The sequence below is a fragment of the Corynebacterium meridianum genome (assembly GCF_016342265.1).
Lineage (GTDB): Bacteria > Actinomycetota > Actinomycetes > Mycobacteriales > Mycobacteriaceae > Corynebacterium > Corynebacterium meridianum.
Genome location: NZ_JAEIOS010000009.1, coordinates 516,406 through 535,263, shown reverse-complemented (window position 1 = coordinate 535,263; position 18,858 = coordinate 516,406). Strand labels below are relative to the sequence as shown.

Annotated in this window: 16 protein-coding genes and 1 rRNA gene; 6 read left to right on the top strand and 11 right to left on the bottom strand. The window is 67.5% G+C overall.

The annotated features are described in order from the left end of the window. A 5S ribosomal RNA gene (gene rrf / locus JDV75_RS02375) occupies positions 1-114 on the top strand; the annotation flags it as partial. Positions 115-577: 463 nt separating this feature from the next. Here the strand turns inward: rrf and JDV75_RS02370 are convergent. The 5 genes from JDV75_RS02370 to JDV75_RS02350 all read right to left on the bottom strand — a co-directional run bounded on the left by JDV75_RS02370 (position 578) and on the right by JDV75_RS02350 (position 8,289). Then, a complete protein-coding gene (locus JDV75_RS02370) occupies positions 578-1,339 on the bottom strand; it encodes a hypothetical protein (protein ID WP_198737635.1) in 762 nt (253 codons plus the stop codon). Between the two features lie 504 nt (positions 1,340-1,843). Next, complete coding sequence (locus JDV75_RS02365; RefSeq protein ID WP_198737634.1) at positions 1,844-2,977, bottom strand: hypothetical protein; 1,134 nt, start codon at positions 2,975-2,977, stop codon at positions 1,844-1,846. A gap of 479 nt (positions 2,978-3,456) precedes the next feature. After that, positions 3,457-4,107 (bottom strand): DUF3239 domain-containing protein, encoded by a 651-nt coding sequence (locus tag JDV75_RS02360; RefSeq protein WP_198737633.1) that lies wholly within the window; start codon positions 4,105-4,107, stop codon positions 3,457-3,459. A 53-nt stretch (positions 4,108-4,160) separates the two neighbouring features. Further along, positions 4,161-5,822, bottom strand: coding sequence for a DNA repair helicase XPB (locus tag JDV75_RS02355; RefSeq protein WP_198737632.1), 1,662 nt, complete (start codon positions 5,820-5,822; stop codon positions 4,161-4,163). 91 nt (positions 5,823-5,913) lie between these two features. Continuing rightward, positions 5,914-8,289 (bottom strand): helicase-associated domain-containing protein, encoded by a 2,376-nt coding sequence (locus tag JDV75_RS02350; protein WP_198737631.1) that lies wholly within the window; start codon positions 8,287-8,289, stop codon positions 5,914-5,916. Between the two features lie 64 nt (positions 8,290-8,353). On the opposite strand from JDV75_RS02350, the gene JDV75_RS02345 reads away from it, so the two are divergent. Next, positions 8,354-8,545: a hypothetical protein gene (locus tag JDV75_RS02345; protein WP_198737630.1), complete on the top strand. Its 192-nt coding sequence runs from the start codon at positions 8,354-8,356 to the stop codon at positions 8,543-8,545. Positions 8,546-8,748: 203 nt separating this feature from the next. On the opposite strand, the gene JDV75_RS02340 is transcribed toward JDV75_RS02345, so the two are convergent. Then, a complete protein-coding gene (locus JDV75_RS02340; RefSeq protein WP_198737629.1) occupies positions 8,749-9,399 on the bottom strand; it encodes a resuscitation-promoting factor Rpf1 domain-containing protein in 651 nt (216 codons plus the stop codon). Between the two features lie 616 nt (positions 9,400-10,015). On the opposite strand from JDV75_RS02340, the gene JDV75_RS02335 reads away from it, so the two are divergent. Continuing rightward, positions 10,016-10,405: a cold-shock protein gene (locus tag JDV75_RS02335; RefSeq protein WP_198737628.1), complete on the top strand. Its 390-nt coding sequence runs from the start codon at positions 10,016-10,018 to the stop codon at positions 10,403-10,405. A 13-nt stretch (positions 10,406-10,418) separates the two neighbouring features. Here the strand turns inward: JDV75_RS02335 and JDV75_RS02330 are convergent, their stop codons facing one another. Further along, positions 10,419-10,952 carry a DUF2771 domain-containing protein gene (locus JDV75_RS02330; RefSeq protein ID WP_198737627.1) on the bottom strand — a complete coding sequence of 178 codons (534 nt, stop codon included), beginning with the start codon at positions 10,950-10,952 and terminating at the stop codon, positions 10,419-10,421. Between the two features lie 9 nt (positions 10,953-10,961). Next, a complete protein-coding gene (locus tag JDV75_RS02325; protein WP_232958062.1) occupies positions 10,962-11,780 on the bottom strand; it encodes a glutaminyl-peptide cyclotransferase in 819 nt (272 codons plus the stop codon). A gap of 36 nt (positions 11,781-11,816) precedes the next feature. On the opposite strand from JDV75_RS02325, the gene JDV75_RS02320 reads away from it, so the two are divergent. Beyond that, positions 11,817-12,584, top strand: coding sequence for a DUF3027 domain-containing protein (locus JDV75_RS02320; RefSeq protein WP_248096665.1), 768 nt, complete (start codon positions 11,817-11,819; stop codon positions 12,582-12,584). Here JDV75_RS02320 and JDV75_RS02315 read toward each other — a convergent pair. Beyond that, positions 12,581-13,285: an aminotransferase class IV gene (locus tag JDV75_RS02315; protein ID WP_198737624.1), complete on the bottom strand. Its 705-nt coding sequence runs from the start codon at positions 13,283-13,285 to the stop codon at positions 12,581-12,583. The two genes, JDV75_RS02320 and JDV75_RS02315, sit on opposite strands and share 4 nt — an antisense overlap. Further along, on the bottom strand, positions 13,282-15,237 hold the full coding sequence (locus JDV75_RS02310) for a chorismate-binding protein (protein WP_198737623.1): 1,956 nt from the start codon (positions 15,235-15,237) through the stop codon (positions 13,282-13,284). The genes JDV75_RS02315 and JDV75_RS02310 overlap by 4 nt, the downstream gene beginning before the upstream one ends. A gap of 223 nt (positions 15,238-15,460) precedes the next feature. Between JDV75_RS02310 and JDV75_RS02305 the strand changes: the two genes are divergently transcribed. Together JDV75_RS02305 and JDV75_RS02300 are read left to right on the top strand one after the other, a co-directional pair. Continuing rightward, positions 15,461-16,951 carry an NCS2 family permease gene (locus tag JDV75_RS02305; protein ID WP_198737622.1) on the top strand — a complete coding sequence of 497 codons (1,491 nt, stop codon included), beginning with the start codon at positions 15,461-15,463 and terminating at the stop codon, positions 16,949-16,951. A gap of 106 nt (positions 16,952-17,057) precedes the next feature. Then, positions 17,058-17,909: a TrmH family RNA methyltransferase gene (locus JDV75_RS02300; RefSeq protein ID WP_248096671.1), complete on the top strand. Its 852-nt coding sequence runs from the start codon at positions 17,058-17,060 to the stop codon at positions 17,907-17,909. Positions 17,910-17,967: 58 nt separating this feature from the next. On the opposite strand, the gene JDV75_RS02295 is transcribed toward JDV75_RS02300, so the two are convergent. Continuing rightward, on the bottom strand, positions 17,968-18,858 hold the full coding sequence (locus tag JDV75_RS02295) for a DUF6928 family protein (protein WP_198737621.1): 891 nt from the start codon (positions 18,856-18,858) through the stop codon (positions 17,968-17,970).

Here is an 18,858-nt window from a genome sequence, read left to right as displayed (position 1 = left end):
GTGGTTTTAGCGGTTGGGGAAACGCCCGGTCCCATTCCGAACCCGGAAGCTAAGCCCACCAGCGCCGATGGTACTGCATGCGGGAGCGTGTGGGAGAGTAGGACACCGCCGACACTACAACTTCACAGAACAATAAGGGCACCGGCCCGGGTTGACAGGAATGTCCGCCCGGGCCGGTGCTCTTTTTGATGCAACCGCCCCCCCCGGGGAGGGCCCGGTATCTTTGCACCTGGGGTGCACTGTCGGAGCTTCGGCGCGTACGCTGCTGGCTTCCCGGCGTATTGTGTCGGGCCCGGGTGGGGCGGCCGTTCAGGACACGCCATCCGGCCTCCGGGCGCAGACGATCCCGTCGTGATCCCCTTCGGAAACGCTCCATCGCGCCTCCCGGCCGTTGACCCGTCGGCACCCCTAACGGTGAGACTCCTCTCAGGACCTGCAGTGTGGGGGTCTCGTTGCCCGGTGGCGGCTCTCCACCATCAGAGGTGTCGTCCAGGATCCGTGATAGACCGGAATGAGGGCTTGTACGTGTCCGTTCACCAGGTCCCGCGCAGCGCACCGTGCACAACCGGGGTCCCGGTTACGTCGGTTGTTCAGGCGTCGCCTCACCGCGATTCCTGATCCTGTGGCAGGCCGTCCCGGACGGTGTCTCCGTCAGGATGGTCGCCGCCAGTTCCCGGCCTCCCGGCATGAGCCGCACGGTCACCCGTCCTCCGTTCGTTGATTTCAGGATTTCCGCCGCCAGCGAGCAGGTTTCATCGACCTCGGGTGGACGCTCCGAGTTATCGGACGTTCTCCGGTGGAAGATCCTCGCCGGAGTGAGATCATCAAGCAGGGTGACCTTGACGCCCCGCTTCCTCGCATTCCACACCTCCCGGGTGAGATCGGGTACGTCGAGGAACGGAGATCTGATTGAATCACGGAGACGCATCTCGAGCAGACGCGCATTGCGTGCTCTTTCCTGCGTTGGCAGATCATCCGGCAACGCGAATTCGATCATCGCTTTCACCCATTCGCAGTTCCGTCGGAGATATCCGGTGTGGGTACCTTCGCGGTGTTCGGCTTCGTCGTGTTTCAACGCATCTTCCGCCGCGATGGGGAACTGGCTCGTCGCTCTTCTGATCAACAGTGGAACCAGTGCGCCGGCGAAGATCGTCGGGAATATGTTGAGGATGTTCAACAGAGTCGGTGCGTCCACCGTCGCTCCGGCCGCACGTGCCGCAGCGACAGTTACGACGACGCATCCGAACGTCGCCGCGGCATTTCCGCCACGCCGCCGGATGGCGAGGAGAGGGAGGATCGAATGGAGGGCGTAGAACCACCAGTGGGTGGACCACGGCATGTTGCGCCCGGCCCCCCATCAACATGCCGCCGAAACTCATGATCAGGGTGCCCGTGACCGATGCACACGTCGCGGGCAAGGATAGCTTGAACTCCCGCCCGGTCATGATCGCCGCGACCGCGACCCCGAAACCGATCGTCGCGGCAATCTGCGCCGGGTGGTTGGCGCACTGGTGCCGCGCGACCCACTGCATCCCCGGAAGTGTCATGGCGATGCACCCCGCGAACCACGGACTGTACGTGACATGTCGGCCGGTGAGGCGTCCGAGTGGTGGGAACCTGAACGGGGCGCGAGGTTGTTCCGCCGGCATCCGGGTGTAGTTGTCGACGCCCCATCCGATCGTGACGGTCACCCCTTTTCCCGGCGCCGATTCGATGTCGACGATCCCGCCCTTCGTCGTCCGCAGGCGATCGAATATGGTGAGGCGGAGGCCCGCGCTGTCGTCCGGAATCCGTCTGATGTTGAAGCCGGTGCCGTCATCGCTGTAGCGGACGGTCAAAGCACTTAGGCGGTTGTCGCTGTGGGTGGCGATGATCTCGCACCGGCGTTGGGCGTCCGGTGCGTGTTTCGCGGAATTGAGCGCAGCCTCGCGCGGTGGGCGTCACAGATCGTCGCCCCTGCCGGAGCCGGGAGAGTCACCGCGGTGGACGGGACATGCGACGACGTCACCACTGTTCTGGGATCGAAGGTCGTCACGATTCGCAGCACCTCATCCATGAGCTCACGGACGGCGACCGGAGCACCGCCCGTGTACGGAACCCCGTCGGGTGACAGTCTTCCGATGATCTGTTCAGTACCGATCCCGGGGCTACCCCGGGCGACGGAGCCGAGCAACGTGAGGACGTTGTCATGCACGTGGGCGAGGAACTGGGTCTCTGTCTCCCGCAGCGTCCGGGACCCGGCGTTCACCAACGCGGCACGGTGCAGTGACGCAACGCGGGCGTCGAGTCGTCGGGCGGTGCTGGTCGCGTAGGCGAGGAAAACGAGGAACGGAAAGGGGATGACCTCACCGTGGGCGATCGCGAGAAAGAAGTGGCTGCCGTGGGGAATCGTGTTGTTCAGGATTGTGGAGGCGGCGATGATGATCGCTCCGAGAGCGTATCCGAGCGGTGGCCGGTGTGAAGCGGCGAAGAACATGGCGGGAAAACCGGCGTGGTCCTCCATGTGGAGGTCGCCGAGTGGAGAACTGCCGTACACCGTATTCAACACTACGTGGGTGCTGATGGTGACGGTGTATCCCGTGGCGGAGATGACCATCAGCTGCCGGTAGCGTCTCGGATCCGGGCTGAGACACACCAGGAGAGGAAGCGCGGCACAGATCAGGAGAACGGCTGCCGCTGCGAGCGGTCTGCTGAAGCTCCCCGCGGAGAGTTGTCCCGCGACATGGCTCCCGGTCCTGCTGAATGCCAGAGCCAGGATCCAGGCGACACTTGTCGCGGAGGCGGTGACCCGCAGCACCGCAGTCTCCGCCAGGTGTCCGCTGCTCAGATGCTCGAAGGCGCTCGGCGCGCTGTCTCCGATGGTCCGGGATGGAGCCGGGGCAAACGGTGGGGCGATGTCCCGGGTGTGCTTACCGGTTCCTCGGCTGTCGGAGATGCCGGATTCGGCGTGCCCGTTGATCCACTCATGCGGTGCCATCCCACCGGTCGTGGTTCATGGGAGAGCTCCATTCACGGTGAAACTCCTGAGCTGAGGGCATCCGGGTAAGGGGATATCCGCTATTAGTTTTAGTGTCCTATCGAGTTTGTGGGAACCCCACACTTTCCAGGGGGAAGGAGCGAACTCACGGTGGGGGCTGTTCGGCGTCCCGGGTATCGACGGGGGCCGGTGCGGTGTTCTCCTGCGCCCTGCGGTTATGCAGAGCTGCCTGCGGTCGTGCACCAGCTGTTGGGGGGGGGCGTCGCCGGTTCTGCCAGCCTGTCGTGTGGGGCGACCGATCCCGGACAATTCCCCGATCTCGCACTGATGAGTGCCTCTGATCCGGTGGTCGGTGAAGCGAACCGCTCCGCGCCGCAGCCAAGAGGTGGATTCCGGACATGAAAAGAGATCAAAACTCCGCGGCGGTCCGGTGACCGGGGAACGGATGGCTGAGCCGGTAAATGCTCCGGACGCGGAGGTCAGTCGAGAACGAGCAGGTCGGCCGGGGTTTCGCGGACCTCGGCGAGACGATCGACGGACTTCTCCAGGCGTTTCCACCGGGCAGCCGGAATGGCGTCGGCGGCGCGGTCGATCACGCTCCTGTCCGGGGTCGCCCAGGAGATCGGCATCGGGGTGACCTCGCTCCAGTGTTCCCGATCCGAGAGGTTCCGCTGCCCGGACACCGCCACCGACGGGACCCGTTCACCGACCTTCCGCGGATGGCCCGCGAGCCTGGTGACCGTCCGGGCGGCGAGTGCCCACCGGGGTTCCCCGGTTTCATCGACGGTCGTGTCGACCAGTGCCAGGAGCACGAGATCCCGTTCGTTGACCTCCGCGACGATCGCGGGTGCCAGGGGGTAGCGGTCGTAGAGTTCCTGTGCGGTTCCGACCTTCCTGGGCAGGACCACCATCATGCCGAAACTCACCAGGGCCATCACGGTCAGGGCGATCGCCATCATCCACACCCACGGCTGTCCACCGAAGTAGAGGAGGACCCCGGCCGCGACGGCGAGCTGGATCAGGCCGAACACTCCCGCGGATACCACGAGGCGACGGGAATCCCGGAACAGTTCGTTGTTCGCCTTGTTGTGGGTCTCATCGACGGCGAAGGGGAAGTCGGTTGCGCTCATCACGAGGGGTTACCTTCCGTGGTTGGAATCTGTGGCCGGTGCCGTCTGTCAGTCTAGATGCCGGGATCCGGCAGATCCGCTGCGTCCATGATGCGGTACGCGTAGCCCTGCTCAGCGAGGAAACGCTGCCGGTGCGCCGCGTAGTCGGTGTCCAGGCTGTCGCGGGAGACGACCGAGTAGAAGTGGGCCTCACCGCCGTCGGCCTTCGGGCGCAGCAGCCTGCCGAGGCGCTGTGCCTCCTCCTGCCTGGAACCGAAGGTGCCCGACACCTGGATGGCGACGGCGGCCTCCGGAAGGTCGATGGAGAAGTTCGCGACCTTGCTGACGACGAGGACGTCGATCTCCCCGGCACGGAACGCGGCAAACAGTTTCTCCCGTTGCCTGTTCGAGGTGCTGCCCTCGATGACGGGGGCGTCGATCGTCTGTCCGATCTCCTCCAGTTGGTCCAGGTAGGCGCCGATCACCAGGGTCGGCTGGCCCGCGTGTCTCGCCAGGAGTTTACGGATGACCCGCATCTTGGATCCGGCGCACGCCGCCAGGCGGTAGCGGTCCGCGGATTCCGCGGTTGCGTAGGCCATGCGTTCGGCGTCGGTCATGGTGACGCGGACCTCGACGCAGTCGGCGGTGGCGATGTAGCCACGTGCCTCGATGTCCTTCCATGGTGCGTCGAAGCGTTTGGGGCCGATGAGGGAGAACACGTCGCCCTCGCGGCCGTCCTCGCGTACGAGGGTCGCGGTGAGTCCGAGTCGCCGCCGGGACTGGAGATCCGAGGTCATCCGGAACACCGGGGCGGGCAGGAGATGCACCTCGTCGTAGATGATCAGCCCCCAGTCGCGGGAGTCGAACAGTTCGAGGGCCCTGAACTCGCCCTTCGTGCGCCGGGTGACCACCTGGTAGGTCGCGATGGTGACGGGGCGGATCTCCTTGACCTCCCCCGAATACTCGCCGATCTCGTCGGCGGTGAGGGAGGTCCTGCGGATCAGCTCGTCGCGCCACTGGTGGCCGGCGACGGTGTTGGTGACCAGGATGAGTGTGGTGGCCTTGGCTTTCGCCATCGCCGCGGCACCGACCATCGTCTTCCCTGCGCCGCAGGGGAGTACGATCACACCGCTGCCGCCCGCCCAGAACGCCTCGGCGGCCTGGGCCTGGTAGTCACGCAGCGCCCACTGTTCATTCTCGGTGGACAGTTCGATGGGGTGCGCCTCCCCGTCGACGTATCCGGCGAGATCCTCGGCGGGCCAGCCGACCTTGAGCAGCTCCTGCTTGAGCCGGCCCCGTTCGCTCGGATGTACCACGAAGGTGGTGTCATCGATCCGTTGCCCGAGCATCGGTGCGATCTTCCGGTGCCGGATGAGCTCGGCGAGAATGGCGGCCTCGTCCGATTCGAGTGTGAGCCCGTGTGCCGGGTCCTTGTGCAGTCGCACCCGGCCATAGCGGCTCATGGTTTCCGCGACATCGATGAGCAGCGCCTGCGGCACGGGGAAACGCGAGTAGGTCTCGAGCATGTCGACGACCTGTTCCGCATCGTGTCCCGCGGCCCGGGCGTTCCACAGTGCCAGTGGGGTGATGCGGTAGGTGTGCACGTGCTCCGGGGCGCGTTCGAGTTCGGCGAACGGCGCCAGCGCCGACCGGGCAGCGTCGGCCTTCTCGTGCCCTGTCTCCAGCAGCACGGTTTTATCGGACTGCACGATCAGTGGTCCATCGCCGATGGGCACAGGCGGTCACGTCCTCTCCAGCTTCGGGGAACATCCCCGGGTCGGGGACAAACCACCATTATTGCACTGTCGGCCGTGTGGTGTCCGCGCGTCAGTCTTCGCCGAGGATCACCTCGGTGATGCGGTGGAGGAGGAAACGGCGGGTTTCCCCGGTCGCCTCGTCCACCGCGTCGACCTGGCCTCCCGACACCATGACCGGGGTGATGCGGCGGTAGTCCGCCTGCCCGTGATTGTCGACGAAACCCAGGGTCACCGTCTGATTTGACCGCGCCGCGGCCTGGAGGAGGCCCAGGGCACGCGCTCCCTGGATGATCCTCCCGGTGTCGTCCGTGGCGGGGCGTCCCTTCCTGGCGGCGTCCTGGGCGGCTTCGCCGCGTCGTACGGCGGCGACCACGTCCCGGGTGCGCGTCGCACCGGTTTCGGGTGATGTTGTGCGCACGGGCTGCGTTTCCGTCCGCAGCCGTGAGGGATGTGCCCGGAGATCGAGGCTTGCGCCGGTGGCGGATTCCGCGACCGGCTGGAATCCGTCCGCCCGGAGGGCGTCGAGGACCTGAATGAGCGGAGCCTGGGCGATCGCGACGGTCGGCGCTATGACACGGAGAGCGACCTTCTGTGCGCCGGGTGACTGAGCCACCTGCAGAAGGAGCGCCTCGTCGTCACACCGCAGGTAGCAGAGGGCGGGCCCGCCGCGCAGGGCACCGTGGCGCCGGGAGACGTCGCTGATGAGGTAGGCGATGTTCTGGGGGAGATCACCCATGGTGTGCTGTTCCAGGAGCGAACGGATGTCGGTGCCGCTGCGGCCGGCGTCCAGTGCGCGCCGGATGGAGTTCTCGGTCACGCGGAACACGCTGGCCAACCCCGCGGACTCGATTTCCGCGGCGAGACTCAGTTCGGATTCGAGCCCGGGCTCGAGCGGCCCCGGGGCGAGGACTGTCATGTCGCTCTGGACGATGAGCGTGTCGACGGGGGTCGGGATCACAGACGCGGTGGCGGCGACGAGCGCCTGTCCCGGTTCGGTCGGGGTCGCGGAGGACTCGTCTGACAAGGCCCGGAGCGGCGTGGTCGCGGTGTCGTGGGCCAGCGCCCCGATCCAGGACGCCTCGGCGATGATCTCGTCTACCGTTCCCGGTCGGATTCGGCTGGCGGGGACCGGGGCGGTGAATCGGAGATCCTCGTCCAACTCGCCGCGGCTGAGCCGGATTCCGTCCGGTGGACGGACATACTGCTTCATCACCAACGCACGGACGTCGGGGAGGCCCTGATGCGTGGTTGCGGTGGACAGGAGATGGACGGACCGCCCACGGGCGTCACTGCGTCCGGCCCGCCAGTAAGCCCAGTTGGAGCGGGACCATCCGGCCAGGAGCGCCGCCCAGCGTGCGGCCGGGCCGTTGGCGAGCCAGGTATCGGATTCGGTCGTCGGGGCGAGTAGATCTCCTCCCGGATCGTCCGCCGGCGGCGGATCGGGTTCACCCCTGCCGAGCAGGCCGGACGAGACACCGAGACAGATCAGCCGGTTGACGGTGACGTCGTCGCAGTCCAGGTCCCTGGAGAGCCTGGTGAGGGCACGGACGCCGATACCTCCCTCTTTCAGGCAGGGTACGGGGTGTTCGCCGAGTACGGTGATCAGGCGCCGCATGAGGCGGGTTACCTCGAGTCCGGCGCCGGCACCCTCGTCGTCGGCCAGGCGCTGCGCCACCGGATCCGCGCTGAGCTCGTGTTCGTCCCCGCACCGGGGCGACGGGAGCAGTGGCTGGGGAACTACGCCGGTTCCGTCGAGGATTCCGCGCACCGTCGGGGGCATCTTCACCGTACGGTTGTCGACCCGCAGAAGCAGGCCCGCATCGATGAGCCGGGGTACCGGTCGGCCGGGATCGGCATCGGGCGCGGCGTCCTTCGAAAGGCCGAATCCGCCCGAGGCGACGAGGGTGTCGAGGATGCGGCGTTCGCGTGGCCCCAGTCCGTCGATGCGTGAGCGCGCCGTGTCCTCGTCGAGTTGTCCCGCGCGGCCACCCGGATCGGGGAGGAGCTGCCAGTTCGCGGGGAGTGAGGACATGGCCTCGGTGGTGACCCGGAGCTGATCGTCGGTTCCGTAGACCAGGGCGCGGTCCATGAGTTCCCCCAGTATCCGTGTCACCGTCCGGGGGCTGACGCCGGCTGAACCGTCCGCGCCATTCAGGCGGTCCATGACCAGCTCGACCACCTCGGGGGCGGCCACCGGGTGGAGCTCTCCGCCCAGTGCGGCCGCGGCCTCGAGGACGACGAGTTGGAGGGCCGTGAGGTCCGCGGTGGCGCGCGCGACGGAGGCCCGGAGCTGCAATCGGGCGGCGAGGGCACCGATTCCGGGAGGTAACGGCCATGCGGTGTCGGGGCGATTGCCGATGATCCGGGAGAGCCGGTCATCATCAACCCCGGACAGCCACTGGCGGAACGTGGGGCCGGAATCGGGGGTCGAGTGGGGTTTTTTCATGGTGCCGCCAAGTTTAGAGGGTCATAAGGTGACTTTTCTCCGCCGCGTTTGAGACAATGGGTGCATGTCGAAAATCGAGAAGAAAACCTACGTCGATCCCGGCTGGCCGGACCATGTTCCCGGTGGTGGGCATCCGGTGACTGAGCTGGTCTCCAAGGTTGACGGCGCGTCGAGCCCGTTCGGTGATGACACGGTGTTCCCGCGTCCCGTGGAGGAGCTCGGCTACGTGCACCCCTACACCCGGGTCAACCGCTAGCCTCATCTGTCCCGGCTTCCGCCGGTGGCTGTCGTAGAGATGCGACGACCACCGGCTTTTCGTGCCTGCGTAAGACGTTGGTGCGGATTCCCCGCGGGATGGCGGGAAAATCATCGAGCCCGGTGCACACAGGCGCTCTGTGTGCACCGGGCTCGATGATTCGTGATCCGTGATCCCCGTGAGGGGAGGGGCGGACCGGCGGGCTAGCGGCCCAGGAGGAACTCGATGTTGTCCCGGTTGGCGCTGTAGAACGCCTCGAAATTGCCGCGGTTCGCCTGGTAGAAGGCCGTGAGTTCACGGGGAACCGGGAGTCCCCGCTCGCGCAGGGCATTCACCAGTGCGTTGTAGAGCGCATCGACCGGGGTGACGTCGCTGGAGCCGGTGGCGGCTTCCTCGGCCTCGGTCACCGCGGCATCGAACTGCGCGGGAGCGGAGACGATGTTCTCGATCTCCGGAGCTGCGGCCGGGGAGGGGACGCCGCGATTGGTGTTCGGCGCGGAATTCAGGCCGAGACGTGCGGAGCAGGCGGGCCATGCTCCCCAGCCCTGACCGGCGAGGGTCTTCTCCGCGATGGCGATCTGCTGTTCGCGGGTCGCCATGTGCGGCATCGGCGCGTATTCGGTGCCACCGTAGGCACGCCAGGTGCCCGGGGTGAACTGCAGTCCGCCGTAGAAGCCGTTGCCGGTGTTGATGCCCCAGTTGCCGCCGGCCTCACACTGTGCGAGCCGGTCCCAGTCGGAGTAGGGGGCTGCCCCGGCGGTCGGCGCCATGATGGATGCGGCGGCGCCGAAGGTCACGGCGGATGCCGCGAGTCGGGTCATGCGTGAGTGGGTCTTCTTTGCGTGGCGGGCCATGAAGTGTTTCGTTTCCTCTCGGTCATCGCTTGTCGGTCGCACCCCCGTCGGCCGGTTCTCCGGCCCGGTGATGCTCCGTCCCTGTCCTGGCTGTCTGTGTTCGGCGCTCCACGTACCGTCCCGGGTGGGACCGGCCGTGGGATGAAGATGTGCGTGCTGTGTGGGGGTCCACAGGCCCCGGTCGGGCTACCGCGTCGCCGGGTGTCCCGGACAGGGTGGCGATGGGTCCGGCGGGTGCGGTGGTGGGGCCTACGACTGGCTACGGTACTGGTTTATAACGAAACTGTCACGCTGCCGGTCGAGAATCGGCCGCTTTTATGTTCGGGTAGAAGGAAAACCCCAGGTGGGGTGCCCTGGTTCGGATACGTCACAGTTTTCGGTGCCGGCCGCCAACGGCGCAGTTCCGGTGCACGGGAACGATCACCGGCGTGTACCGGGTGACCTCTACGTTGCTGCAGCGGCCCCCGTATGTGGCGTGTGTTTCGGGGTGGGGTAGACCGGGGTATATTGATTGTTTTACGCGATGCGCGGGTGTCGGTGGGGGAGTCCGGTCACGGATGTCTCTTCGTCGACACAGGCGTGGCCACGCACAGTGCTCAATGAAAGGGGACTCCCAATGCCCATCGGCAAGGTCAAATGGTATGACACGGAGCGAGGATTCGGTTTCGTCTCCAACCCCGGCGACGAGGACTGCTTCGTGGGAAAGCAGGTGCTCCCGGAGGGCGTCGAGGAACTCCATCCCGGGCAGCGGATCGAGTTCGACTTCGCCGCGGGCCGCCGTGGGCCGCAGGCGCTGCGCATCAAGCTCCTGGACAGTCCCCGGGTCTCCCGGCGGCCGCAGCACAAGTACCAGCCCGAGGAACTCCACGGGATGATCTCGGACCTGGTGACGTTCCTGGAGTCGAAGGTTCAGCCGGATCTGCGTTCGGGACGTAGGCCGGACCGGAAGACGGGGCGCCAGGTGGCCGAGATTCTCCGCGCCGTGGCCCGGGAGCTCGATTCCTGATTCCGCGGTCGGCTCACGGCTGGGCGTTGATCGACCAGACGACGCGGACGGGGCTCTCCGTTCCGTTCTCGTCGACACCTATCTGGGGTGACCTCACCTCGACGACGAGCAGTCTGGCGTCGGTCGTGCCGTCCTCACCCTCACCCTTGAGCTCGACGGACCCCGGCACCTCCACCTCCTTGGTGCTGTTCCCGGGATACAGACGCTGGTCGTTGGCTGCCGGATTGTCGTAGATCATCAACAGGGAGAAGTCATGGTCCCGGACCTCGGGGGGAAGCGTGAGGGTGAGCTTCTCATCCGCTCCGACCGCCAGATCCGTCACCTCTCCCTCGGGGCACTCGACGTCGATCTCGCAGGCGCTGTACGGCGGAACGGTCACCGTCTCTCCGCCCGCTGACGCCTCGATCGTGATCTCCCGGGGCGCCGGGCCCGGACGGTTGTTCCACCAGTGCTGGAACAACACCGACACCACCACGACGATCACCACCGCGACGATGAGCGTGACGAACTGCCGGAGATTCCTGCCTTTTTTGTTTCGATCAGCCATGTCCGAAGTCTAACCGTCCGTCGAGGGGTGTTCGGTCAGACGCACCTCGTAGAGGGTGCCCCAGCGTTTGCCGGTGAGCAGCAGCCGATCGGTTCCCGGGACACCGGCGATCCCGTTCAACACATCCTCGGCACCGCGGGACTTCATCGCGGCCAGATCCGACGCGTCGATCAGCGCATCGACCGTTCCCGTGTCCGGGTCTATGCGCAGGATGTCCGTGCTCTTCCATATGTTCGCCAGCACGTACCTGTGTCCGTGGTCTTCCAGGCACTCCAGTTCGTTGAGCTGTGCCACCGGTTCGCCCGCTACCGTCACCGGTATCCGCGCCCGCTCGCGCAGGTTGGTGGGATCGAGGAGCCGCAGGTGATCGGTTCCGTCCGACATCACCACGGTGTCGTTGAAGGCGCACAGACCCCACCCTTCCCCGGGGTAGGACACCCGGTCGGTCTCCCGGAGGGTCTCACGGTCCCGTCTGATCGCCGTCCCGCTCTTCCACGTCAGCTGCCAGACCGTGGCACCGGTGTCGGTGATCCCCTCCCCGAACAGGTCCCCGGGCAGCCTCTCGGACCGGATCTCGGTCCCGTCGAGCGTCGAGCTGTAGATCCGGGAGGCACCACGGAGCCCGGTCCCGACGAGGAGGCGTTCGCCGTCGAACTCCAGTCCCTGCGTGAAACTGCGTGGATCCATCGGGTGCTGCGCCACCACCTCGACACCCAATCGCTCCACTTCCGGGCCATCCTCGACCCGGGGGGCCGGTTCCCGGGCACAACCGGCCAGCAGGAGCGTCGTCAGCGTTGCGGTGAGAATCCGGGACAGGACAGGGGGCATTCGTCCATCATGCATCAGATACGGGATAATGAACGCGTGCCGAAGAGAAACCGCAGACGAAACCGGACCGCTGGACCGCAGCAGAAGCCGACGGGGGATCCCCTGCTCGGGGCCACGGCGATCGCTGTCGCGCGGGATGCGGTCGTCGAACTCGGAGAGGGCGACGTCGGAGTTCACCTCGGCGTCACGCGGACCGGGGAGCACGCCGTCATCCACCGCTTTGCGGCTGACGTACCCGGGTACGGGGGCTGGGAATGGGTGGCGGTGGTGGCCTGCGCGCCGGGCTCCGAGCGGATCACCGTCAACGAGGTCGCCCTGCAGCCGGGCAGAGAGGCACTGAGGGCTCCCGACTGGGTGCCCTACGCGGACCGGGTCCGCCCCGGGGATCTCGGGCCCGGCGACGTGATGCCACCGCGGCCCGATGACGAGCGGCTCGTCGACGCCACCGAACTGGACGGTACCTCCGGGCCGAATCGCCCCGCGATCCCGTGCCAGCACACCGCCAAGCGGCTCACCCGGCACGGACTCGATGAAACCCTCCACAGGTGGCGGGGAAGTGACTTCGGTCCCACCAGTGAATTCGCGCGGCACGCGGCGCTGCACTGTGGCAGCTGTGCGTTCTGGGTGCCGATGCCTGAGGACGTGATGGGCAGTTTCGGTGTGTGCACCAACGAGTACGCCGCTGACGGGCGCGTCGCGCACAGCGGCTACGGCTGTGGCGCACATTCGGACACACCACCCGCAGAGACCCTCGGGCAGCCGGAGGGAACGGCTTTCGACGACGAGTCCACCGTCGAGTTCTAGAGCCGCGCCGCGTTCGCCCAGAGCCATCTTTCTGCACCGGATACACCGGCCGGGCCGGCGTTCACCGCCTCCGGCGCGGTGACGGGCCCATCCTCCGTGATCCACCCGCTGACCGCCCGGACACCGGAGAACGCGTTGAGCAACCAGACCGGTGAGTCCATGAGCTCATCCGGCGTGACCGCGGCCCGGTCGGTGATCGTCCATCCCGCGCAGCGGAGATAACCGGAGACACCGGCGGCCGTCGTGGACTCCAGGGACCGGGGATGCCGGACGAGTGTCGCCCGGCCACTCCCCAGCACCAGGACCGCGGAGTAGACGGCCTCCACGACGCGACCGGAGTCGTCGAGGAGCAGGCCCTCTCCTGCGCCCCGCCCCCGGGACTCCGCCAGCCGTCCCGCGAGCCATCCGAGATCGGGGCCCTTCACCGTGGGGGCACGACGCAGATCCCGGTGGCCGATCGCGTCGACGGTCACCAGATCGGAGAAACCACGGTCAGGGCGGATCAGTACCTCCACGCCGTCCGGGCCGACCGTGACCATCGGATTGAAGGCACCCGGCCCCGCGGCCCGCAGCTCCGAACGGATGTACCGTTCCGCCCCAACCGGGAGCAGCGGACCGAGACGATTGATGTGCGCGTCCCAGCACCGGACCCGGCCGTCGACCATCCGGAACGAAGTGGCGACCCGGACACCGCCGCTCACCGGTCCTCCCCCGGAAGGTCGGTTCCCAGCAGCAGCCGGAACGGGAGCATCTTCACCATGACCTCCGCCCATTCCTCCGCCGGATCCGACAATCGCGTCACAGCGCCTCCGGCGCCGTAGGTCAGCGTCCTGCCGGTGACCACCACGGTGCGGATCAGCACCGACAGGTCGACGTCACCGGTGGCGGAGAACCAGCCCATGCACCCCGAGTAGACGCCACGTGGCGTCTGCTCGAGCTCCGCGAGGATGTCCATGCTGCGTTGTTTCGGGGCGCCGGTCATCGAGCCCGGGGGGAATGCCGCGAGTGCCGCGTCGACTCCCGTCGCGGTCACCGGGAGTCGGCCGGTCACGGTGGAGATCATCTGGTGCACCCGGTCGAAGGTGTGGACGGCGCACAGCTCCGGGACGGTCACGGACCCGGGGATGCAGCTGCGAGCCAGATCGTTGCGCAGCAGATCGACGATCATCATGTTCTCCGCGCGATCCTTCACGCTCGAGGCGAGTTCCTCGATCAGTGCGGCGTCCCGCCCGGGGGTCGTGCCCCTCGGACGGGTCCCCTTGATCGGCGACGCGGTCACGGCGCCCGCGGTGACCGTCACGAACCGTTCCGGGGAGACTGACAGCACCGATCGCTCCGGGGTGATGAACAAACCCGCGCGAGGCGCCGCGGCGAGATCCCGGAGCCGGAGGAACAGGGCGAACGGATCCGGATCCTCCGTCAGCTCCGCGGTGGCCCGTGTCGTCAGACAGAGCTCATAGGACTCACCGAGCTCGATGTACCGCCTGCACCGCTCGACCAGCTCCCGGTACGTCGTGGCGTCGTGCCGCAGCTGCACCGTACCGGTGAGCGCCGGTGCGGACGGAACCGGCGCGGCGCGACCTGGCCCCGACCCGGGCAGGAGCGCCAGGGCCTCGTCGTCCGACATGTCGGCGGGGAACGTGAGATGACCGCCGGCGGGGCCGCACTGGTAGACGACCTCGGGGACGAGCAGCCGTTCGCCGGAGTCGACCTGTGCCGGGGTCGCGCCGTCCCACCCACCCGACGCCTCGTAGGTCAGGACCCCGAACGCGCCGGGCACGATGTCGGGCCGGGCCGGTGCACTGTCCGGGGTGAGCTGGCCTGCGGGGATGTCCGACGGGTGAACCAGGCGGTGCCCGGCCGCGACGATTCCGGTTGCTCCGGGGAGGGCCGACGGTGACTGGGCCTCCCCGGCACCGGTCTCCGATCCGCCGGAGTCGGGTGTGGAGCCGTCGAGCCAGATCAGCGTCGGATACCTGCTCCGCCAGACGTCGGCGACCTCAAGCGCCCCGGGAGGATCCGTGACCGGTATCCGTCGCCACCGATGCGCGCCGTCGGTCACGCGTGATCCGGTGTGCCGGAGTGCCTCCTCGACCATGTTCCGCAGAAGCTTCCCCCCGTGGTGCGTCCCGATGGACTCGGGATGGAACTGGACGCCCCACTGCGGGGCGTCCGTCCGCCGCAGCGCCATGATCGTGCCGTCGTCCGCCCGCGCGAGAACATCGATGTTCGGCGGCGGATCGGTGACGTCGAGCGAGTGGTAGCGCACGACCTCCATGGGGGAGGGGACACCGCTGAAGACTCCGGTGCCGTCATGGGTGACCCTGCTCGCCAGGCCGTGACGTGGATGGCGGGCGCGGTTGACGGTCGCGCCGGCCGCCAGGGCGATGGCCTGATGCCCGAGGCAGATGCCGATCACCGGCACCCGGTCCTGGGCGATCGCGGCGGCGGAGACACCGAGATCCTCGGGAGAGTGCGGCGATCCGGGGCCGGGGGAGATGACGACCACATCCGCGGAGCTCAGGAGCTCGGGGGTGAGTCGGGGGGAGTTGTTCGGGAGGATACGGGGTGCTATCCCGGTCGCGCGGTGAATCAGGTCGCCGAGCAGATGGGTGAAGGAATCGTGGTTGTCTATCAGCAGAATTGTTGTCACAGTCAGGTTCGGGAGGTCGGGGTGCGTCCGCGGGGTGTGTCCTGCGGGTCGCCCATCGGGCGCGGGGATGACACCGAATCACGTCCGGTCCTGCAGGAAGTCCGGTTGCTCACAGGTGCGTGCCGGTGCCATTGTATCCGTGGCACAGTATTCCTCTTGCCCGGTTGGACGGGAGGGCGTGTGACATTCCCTGACCGTACGTACGGAAAGACACCCCACACTCATGACCGAGAGCAACGGCAGCGCTCCCGCTGCCGCGCCGACGACGCAGCAGCGTTCCGACGGCGCACTCGACCGTTTCTTCCACATCAGTGCCCGCGGCTCCTCCGTCGGCACCGAGATCCGGGCCGGCGTGGTCACCTTCTTCGCCATGGCCTACATCATCATCCTCAACCCGCTGATCATCGGCACCACCGCCGACATCAACGGTGACACCCTGGGGATCCCGCAGGTAGCGGCCGTCACGGCGCTCGCGGCGGGCGTGATGACCATCGCCTTCGGCGTGATCGCCCGGTACCCCTTCGGTATCGCCACCGGCCTCGGAATCAACACGCTGGTCGCGGTGACCCTGGTCGCCACCGAGGGGCTGACCTGGCCCGAGGCCATGGGCCTCGTGGTCATCGACGGCATCATCATCGTGATCCTCGCGGTGTCCGGCTTCCGGGTCGCCGTGTTCGAGGCGATACCACACTCCCTGAAGGCCGCGATGGGGGTCGGCATCGGCCTGTTCATCGCCCTCATCGGGCTCGTCGACGCCGGTTTCGTGCGTCGTATCCCCGATGCCGCGGGCACCACGGTCCCGGTCGGTCTCGGCATCAACGGCTCGATCGGCTCCTGGCCGACGTTCGTGTTCTGCGCCGGGCTCATCATCTGCGGAATCCTCGTCACCCGCAGGGTCCGCGGTGGCCTGTTCATCGGTATCGTCGCAACGACGATCATCGCCATGATCGTCGAGGCGCTCACCGATTCCGGCCCCTCCTTCGTCGAAGGAAAGCCGGTCCCCACCGGCTGGTCCCTGGCCGTGCCCAAGCTCCCCGATACCGTCGGTGGTGCGCCGGACCTGTCGCTCGTCGGCGCGGTCGACCTCATCGGCGCATTCAGCCGCATCGGTGTCCTCGCGGCCTCGCTGCTCGTGTTCACCCTCGTGCTGGCGAACTTCTTCGACGCCATGGGCACCATGACCGCGCTGGGCAAGCAGGGGCGCCTCGTCGACGAGAACGGCAACCTCCCGGACATGAAGCGCGCCCTGATCGTCGAGGGTGCCGGCGCCATCGTCGGCGGCGGCGTCTCCGCGTCGTCGAACACGGTCTACATCGATTCCGCCGCCGGTATCGCCGACGGCGCCCGAACCGGTCTCGCGAACGTCGTCACCGGCATCCTTTTCATCGCCGCGATGTTCCTCACCCCGCTCTACGAGGTCGTTCCGATCGAGGCCGCGGCACCCGTGCTCGTCGTCGTCGGGGCGATGATGATGGGGCAGGTCGTCGACATCGACTTCACCGAGTTCCACATCGCCCTTCCCGCGTTCCTGACCATCGTGATCATGCCGTTCACCTACTCGATCGCCAACGGCATCGGCGTCGGCTTCATCGCCTACGTGCTGATGGCGGTGGCCGGCGGACAGGCGAAGAAGGTCCACTGGCTGCTGTGGCTGATCTCCGCGCTGTTCATGGTGTACTTCACCATCGACCCGGTGATGCACGCCATCGCGTAGTTCTCCCCGACCACACCCCGACGGCGCCGGCCCCGACACCGCTTCCACGCGGGCAAGACCGGCGCCGTCCGTGTGCCCGGCCGGGGCCGTGTCCTACGATGGCAGCGTGTTGCGCATACCCGTCACCTCAGCCGATGATCCCCGTCTCCGTGACTACCGGGATCTCAACCACTCCGACAACCGGCCCGATCTTCCGGGTGGTAAGGGCCTGGTGATCGCCGAGGGGCCACTGGTCGTCGGCAGGCTCCTCGCCTCCCGGTTCCCGGTGCGTTCCATCGTCGGATTCGGCAACCGGCTCGACGAGTTCCTCGCGGACCCGGAGATGACACGGATGGTCGCCGCCGCCGACATCCCCGTCTACGAGGTTGAGCGGCGGACGCTCGCCGAGACCGTCGGATTCGACATGCACCGTGGGCTGCTGGCCGCGGCCGACCGGGTACCGGGCATGAGCGTCGGTGCCGCGATCGAGGGTGCACGCACCATCGCGGTGCTCGAGGGCGTCGGCGACCACGAGAACATCGGCTCGCTGTTCCGCAACGCCGCTGGCCTCGGTGTGGACGCGGTGCTCTTCGGCGCCGGGTGCGCCGATCCGCTCTACCGCAGGGTCGTGCGGGTCTCCATGGGGCACGTCCTCAGGACACCGTTCGCGCACCTGCCCGGCACACCGACGACGTGGCAGCGGGGACTGGCGGACCTGCGGGCGGACGGGTTCACCCTGTTGTCCCTGACCCCGGACCCGCGGGCGGTGCATCTCGCCGACGCCGTCACCCGCCCCGACGGCGCGCCCGTGGACAGGCTCGCACTCCTCGTCGGAGCGGAGGGGCCGGGACTATCCGAACACGCCATGCGGGCGACCGATGTCCGGGCGCGCATACCGATGGCACCCGGGACCGATTCCCTCAACCTGGCCACCGCCGCGGCCGTGGCGTTCTACGAGCGGCAGCGCAGCCTACGCTGAGAACACCGCCGACTGTTCCAATCCGGTGCAAGAGGGACAGGCGTTCCTCGTCGGAGTATCAGGGGCGGTCGGTGTGCCGTAGCTTCTGCCCGATGGTCGCCCCCAGGTGGCGGCCGCGGCGAGCCACGATCCGGCCGATCCGACGGGCGGCCGTGGCCCCCGCCTCCGCCAGTCGACGGAATTCGTCGCCGTCGCCGTCGCCGTCGTCATGGGTCTCGTAATCGTCGTACCCGGGATCCCGCACGGAGATACCGAGTTTCGACGAGGCGCGACCGACGACGGTGTCGAGGTCCTGTGCCCCGCGGCGGTCCGGTTCGTTGAGGAACCGGGGCTCCGGCCGGCCGTCGACGGCGAATGCCGTCACATGGACGTCCGGCCCGTCCGCCGCGAGATCGAATCCCAGCCATGCTCGCTGAGCTGCGGGAATCAGGTCCACCGGGTGGAACGGGAGATCGATGCCCGTCCCGTTTCCGTCATCGTGGTCACCCGCCCAGAAGGGCAGTTCGAAGGGGTCGGGTAGCCCGATGTCCTCGTAGAGCCGGTCACGACGGGCGCACAGGGAGCGGACCACCTCACCGTCCCGGAAGTGGGCGATACCGCCGAAGTCCGTCTCCGGATCGGACGCGAAGACGTAGACGTCGCTCGCGGGCAGCGACGTCAGGATCCTGGGCTCCAGCTCCGAGAGGCGGTGGACGTCCTCCATGACGGTCTGGACCAGGGTGACCCCGGGGTAACCCGCGATGTAGTACTCGTCGGTGGATGCCGGGACGCTGCGGTTCAACGCGAACTGACCGATCGGGGTGATCGGCCAGGCCGGATTGAGCTGGGCCAGGTACTTGCGGCCGAATCCCCGGTCGGAGCGTGGTTCGCTCGCGATGACGGCCGCCGGGTCCGTTGCGGTGACGAACCAGATCGTGACAACGGCGCCGGTGTGGGCGGATGTGCTCAC

Excerpts from the sequence above, each read along its gene's own strand:
- JDV75_RS02370 (WP_198737635.1), bottom strand. The coding sequence starts at position 1,339 with ATGCCGTGGTCCACCCACTGGTGGTTCTACGCCCTCCATTCGATCCTC.
- JDV75_RS02365 (WP_198737634.1), bottom strand. The coding sequence starts at position 2,977 with ATGGCACCGCATGAGTGGATCAACGGGCACGCCGAATCCGGCATCTCC.
- JDV75_RS02360 (WP_198737633.1), bottom strand. The coding sequence starts at position 4,107 with ATGAGCGCAACCGACTTCCCCTTCGCCGTCGATGAGACCCACAACAAG.
- JDV75_RS02350 (WP_198737631.1), bottom strand. The coding sequence starts at position 8,289 with ATGAAAAAACCCCACTCGACCCCCGATTCCGGCCCCACGTTCCGCCAG.
- JDV75_RS02345 (WP_198737630.1), top strand. The coding sequence starts at position 8,354 with ATGTCGAAAATCGAGAAGAAAACCTACGTCGATCCCGGCTGGCCGGAC.
- JDV75_RS02340 (WP_198737629.1), bottom strand. The coding sequence starts at position 9,399 with ATGGCCCGCCACGCAAAGAAGACCCACTCACGCATGACCCGACTCGCG.
- JDV75_RS02335 (WP_198737628.1), top strand. The coding sequence starts at position 10,016 with ATGCCCATCGGCAAGGTCAAATGGTATGACACGGAGCGAGGATTCGGT.
- JDV75_RS02330 (WP_198737627.1), bottom strand. The coding sequence starts at position 10,952 with ATGGCTGATCGAAACAAAAAAGGCAGGAATCTCCGGCAGTTCGTCACG.
- JDV75_RS02325 (WP_232958062.1), bottom strand. The coding sequence starts at position 11,780 with ATGCCCCCTGTCCTGTCCCGGATTCTCACCGCAACGCTGACGACGCTC.
- JDV75_RS02305 (WP_198737622.1), top strand. The coding sequence starts at position 15,461 with ATGACCGAGAGCAACGGCAGCGCTCCCGCTGCCGCGCCGACGACGCAG.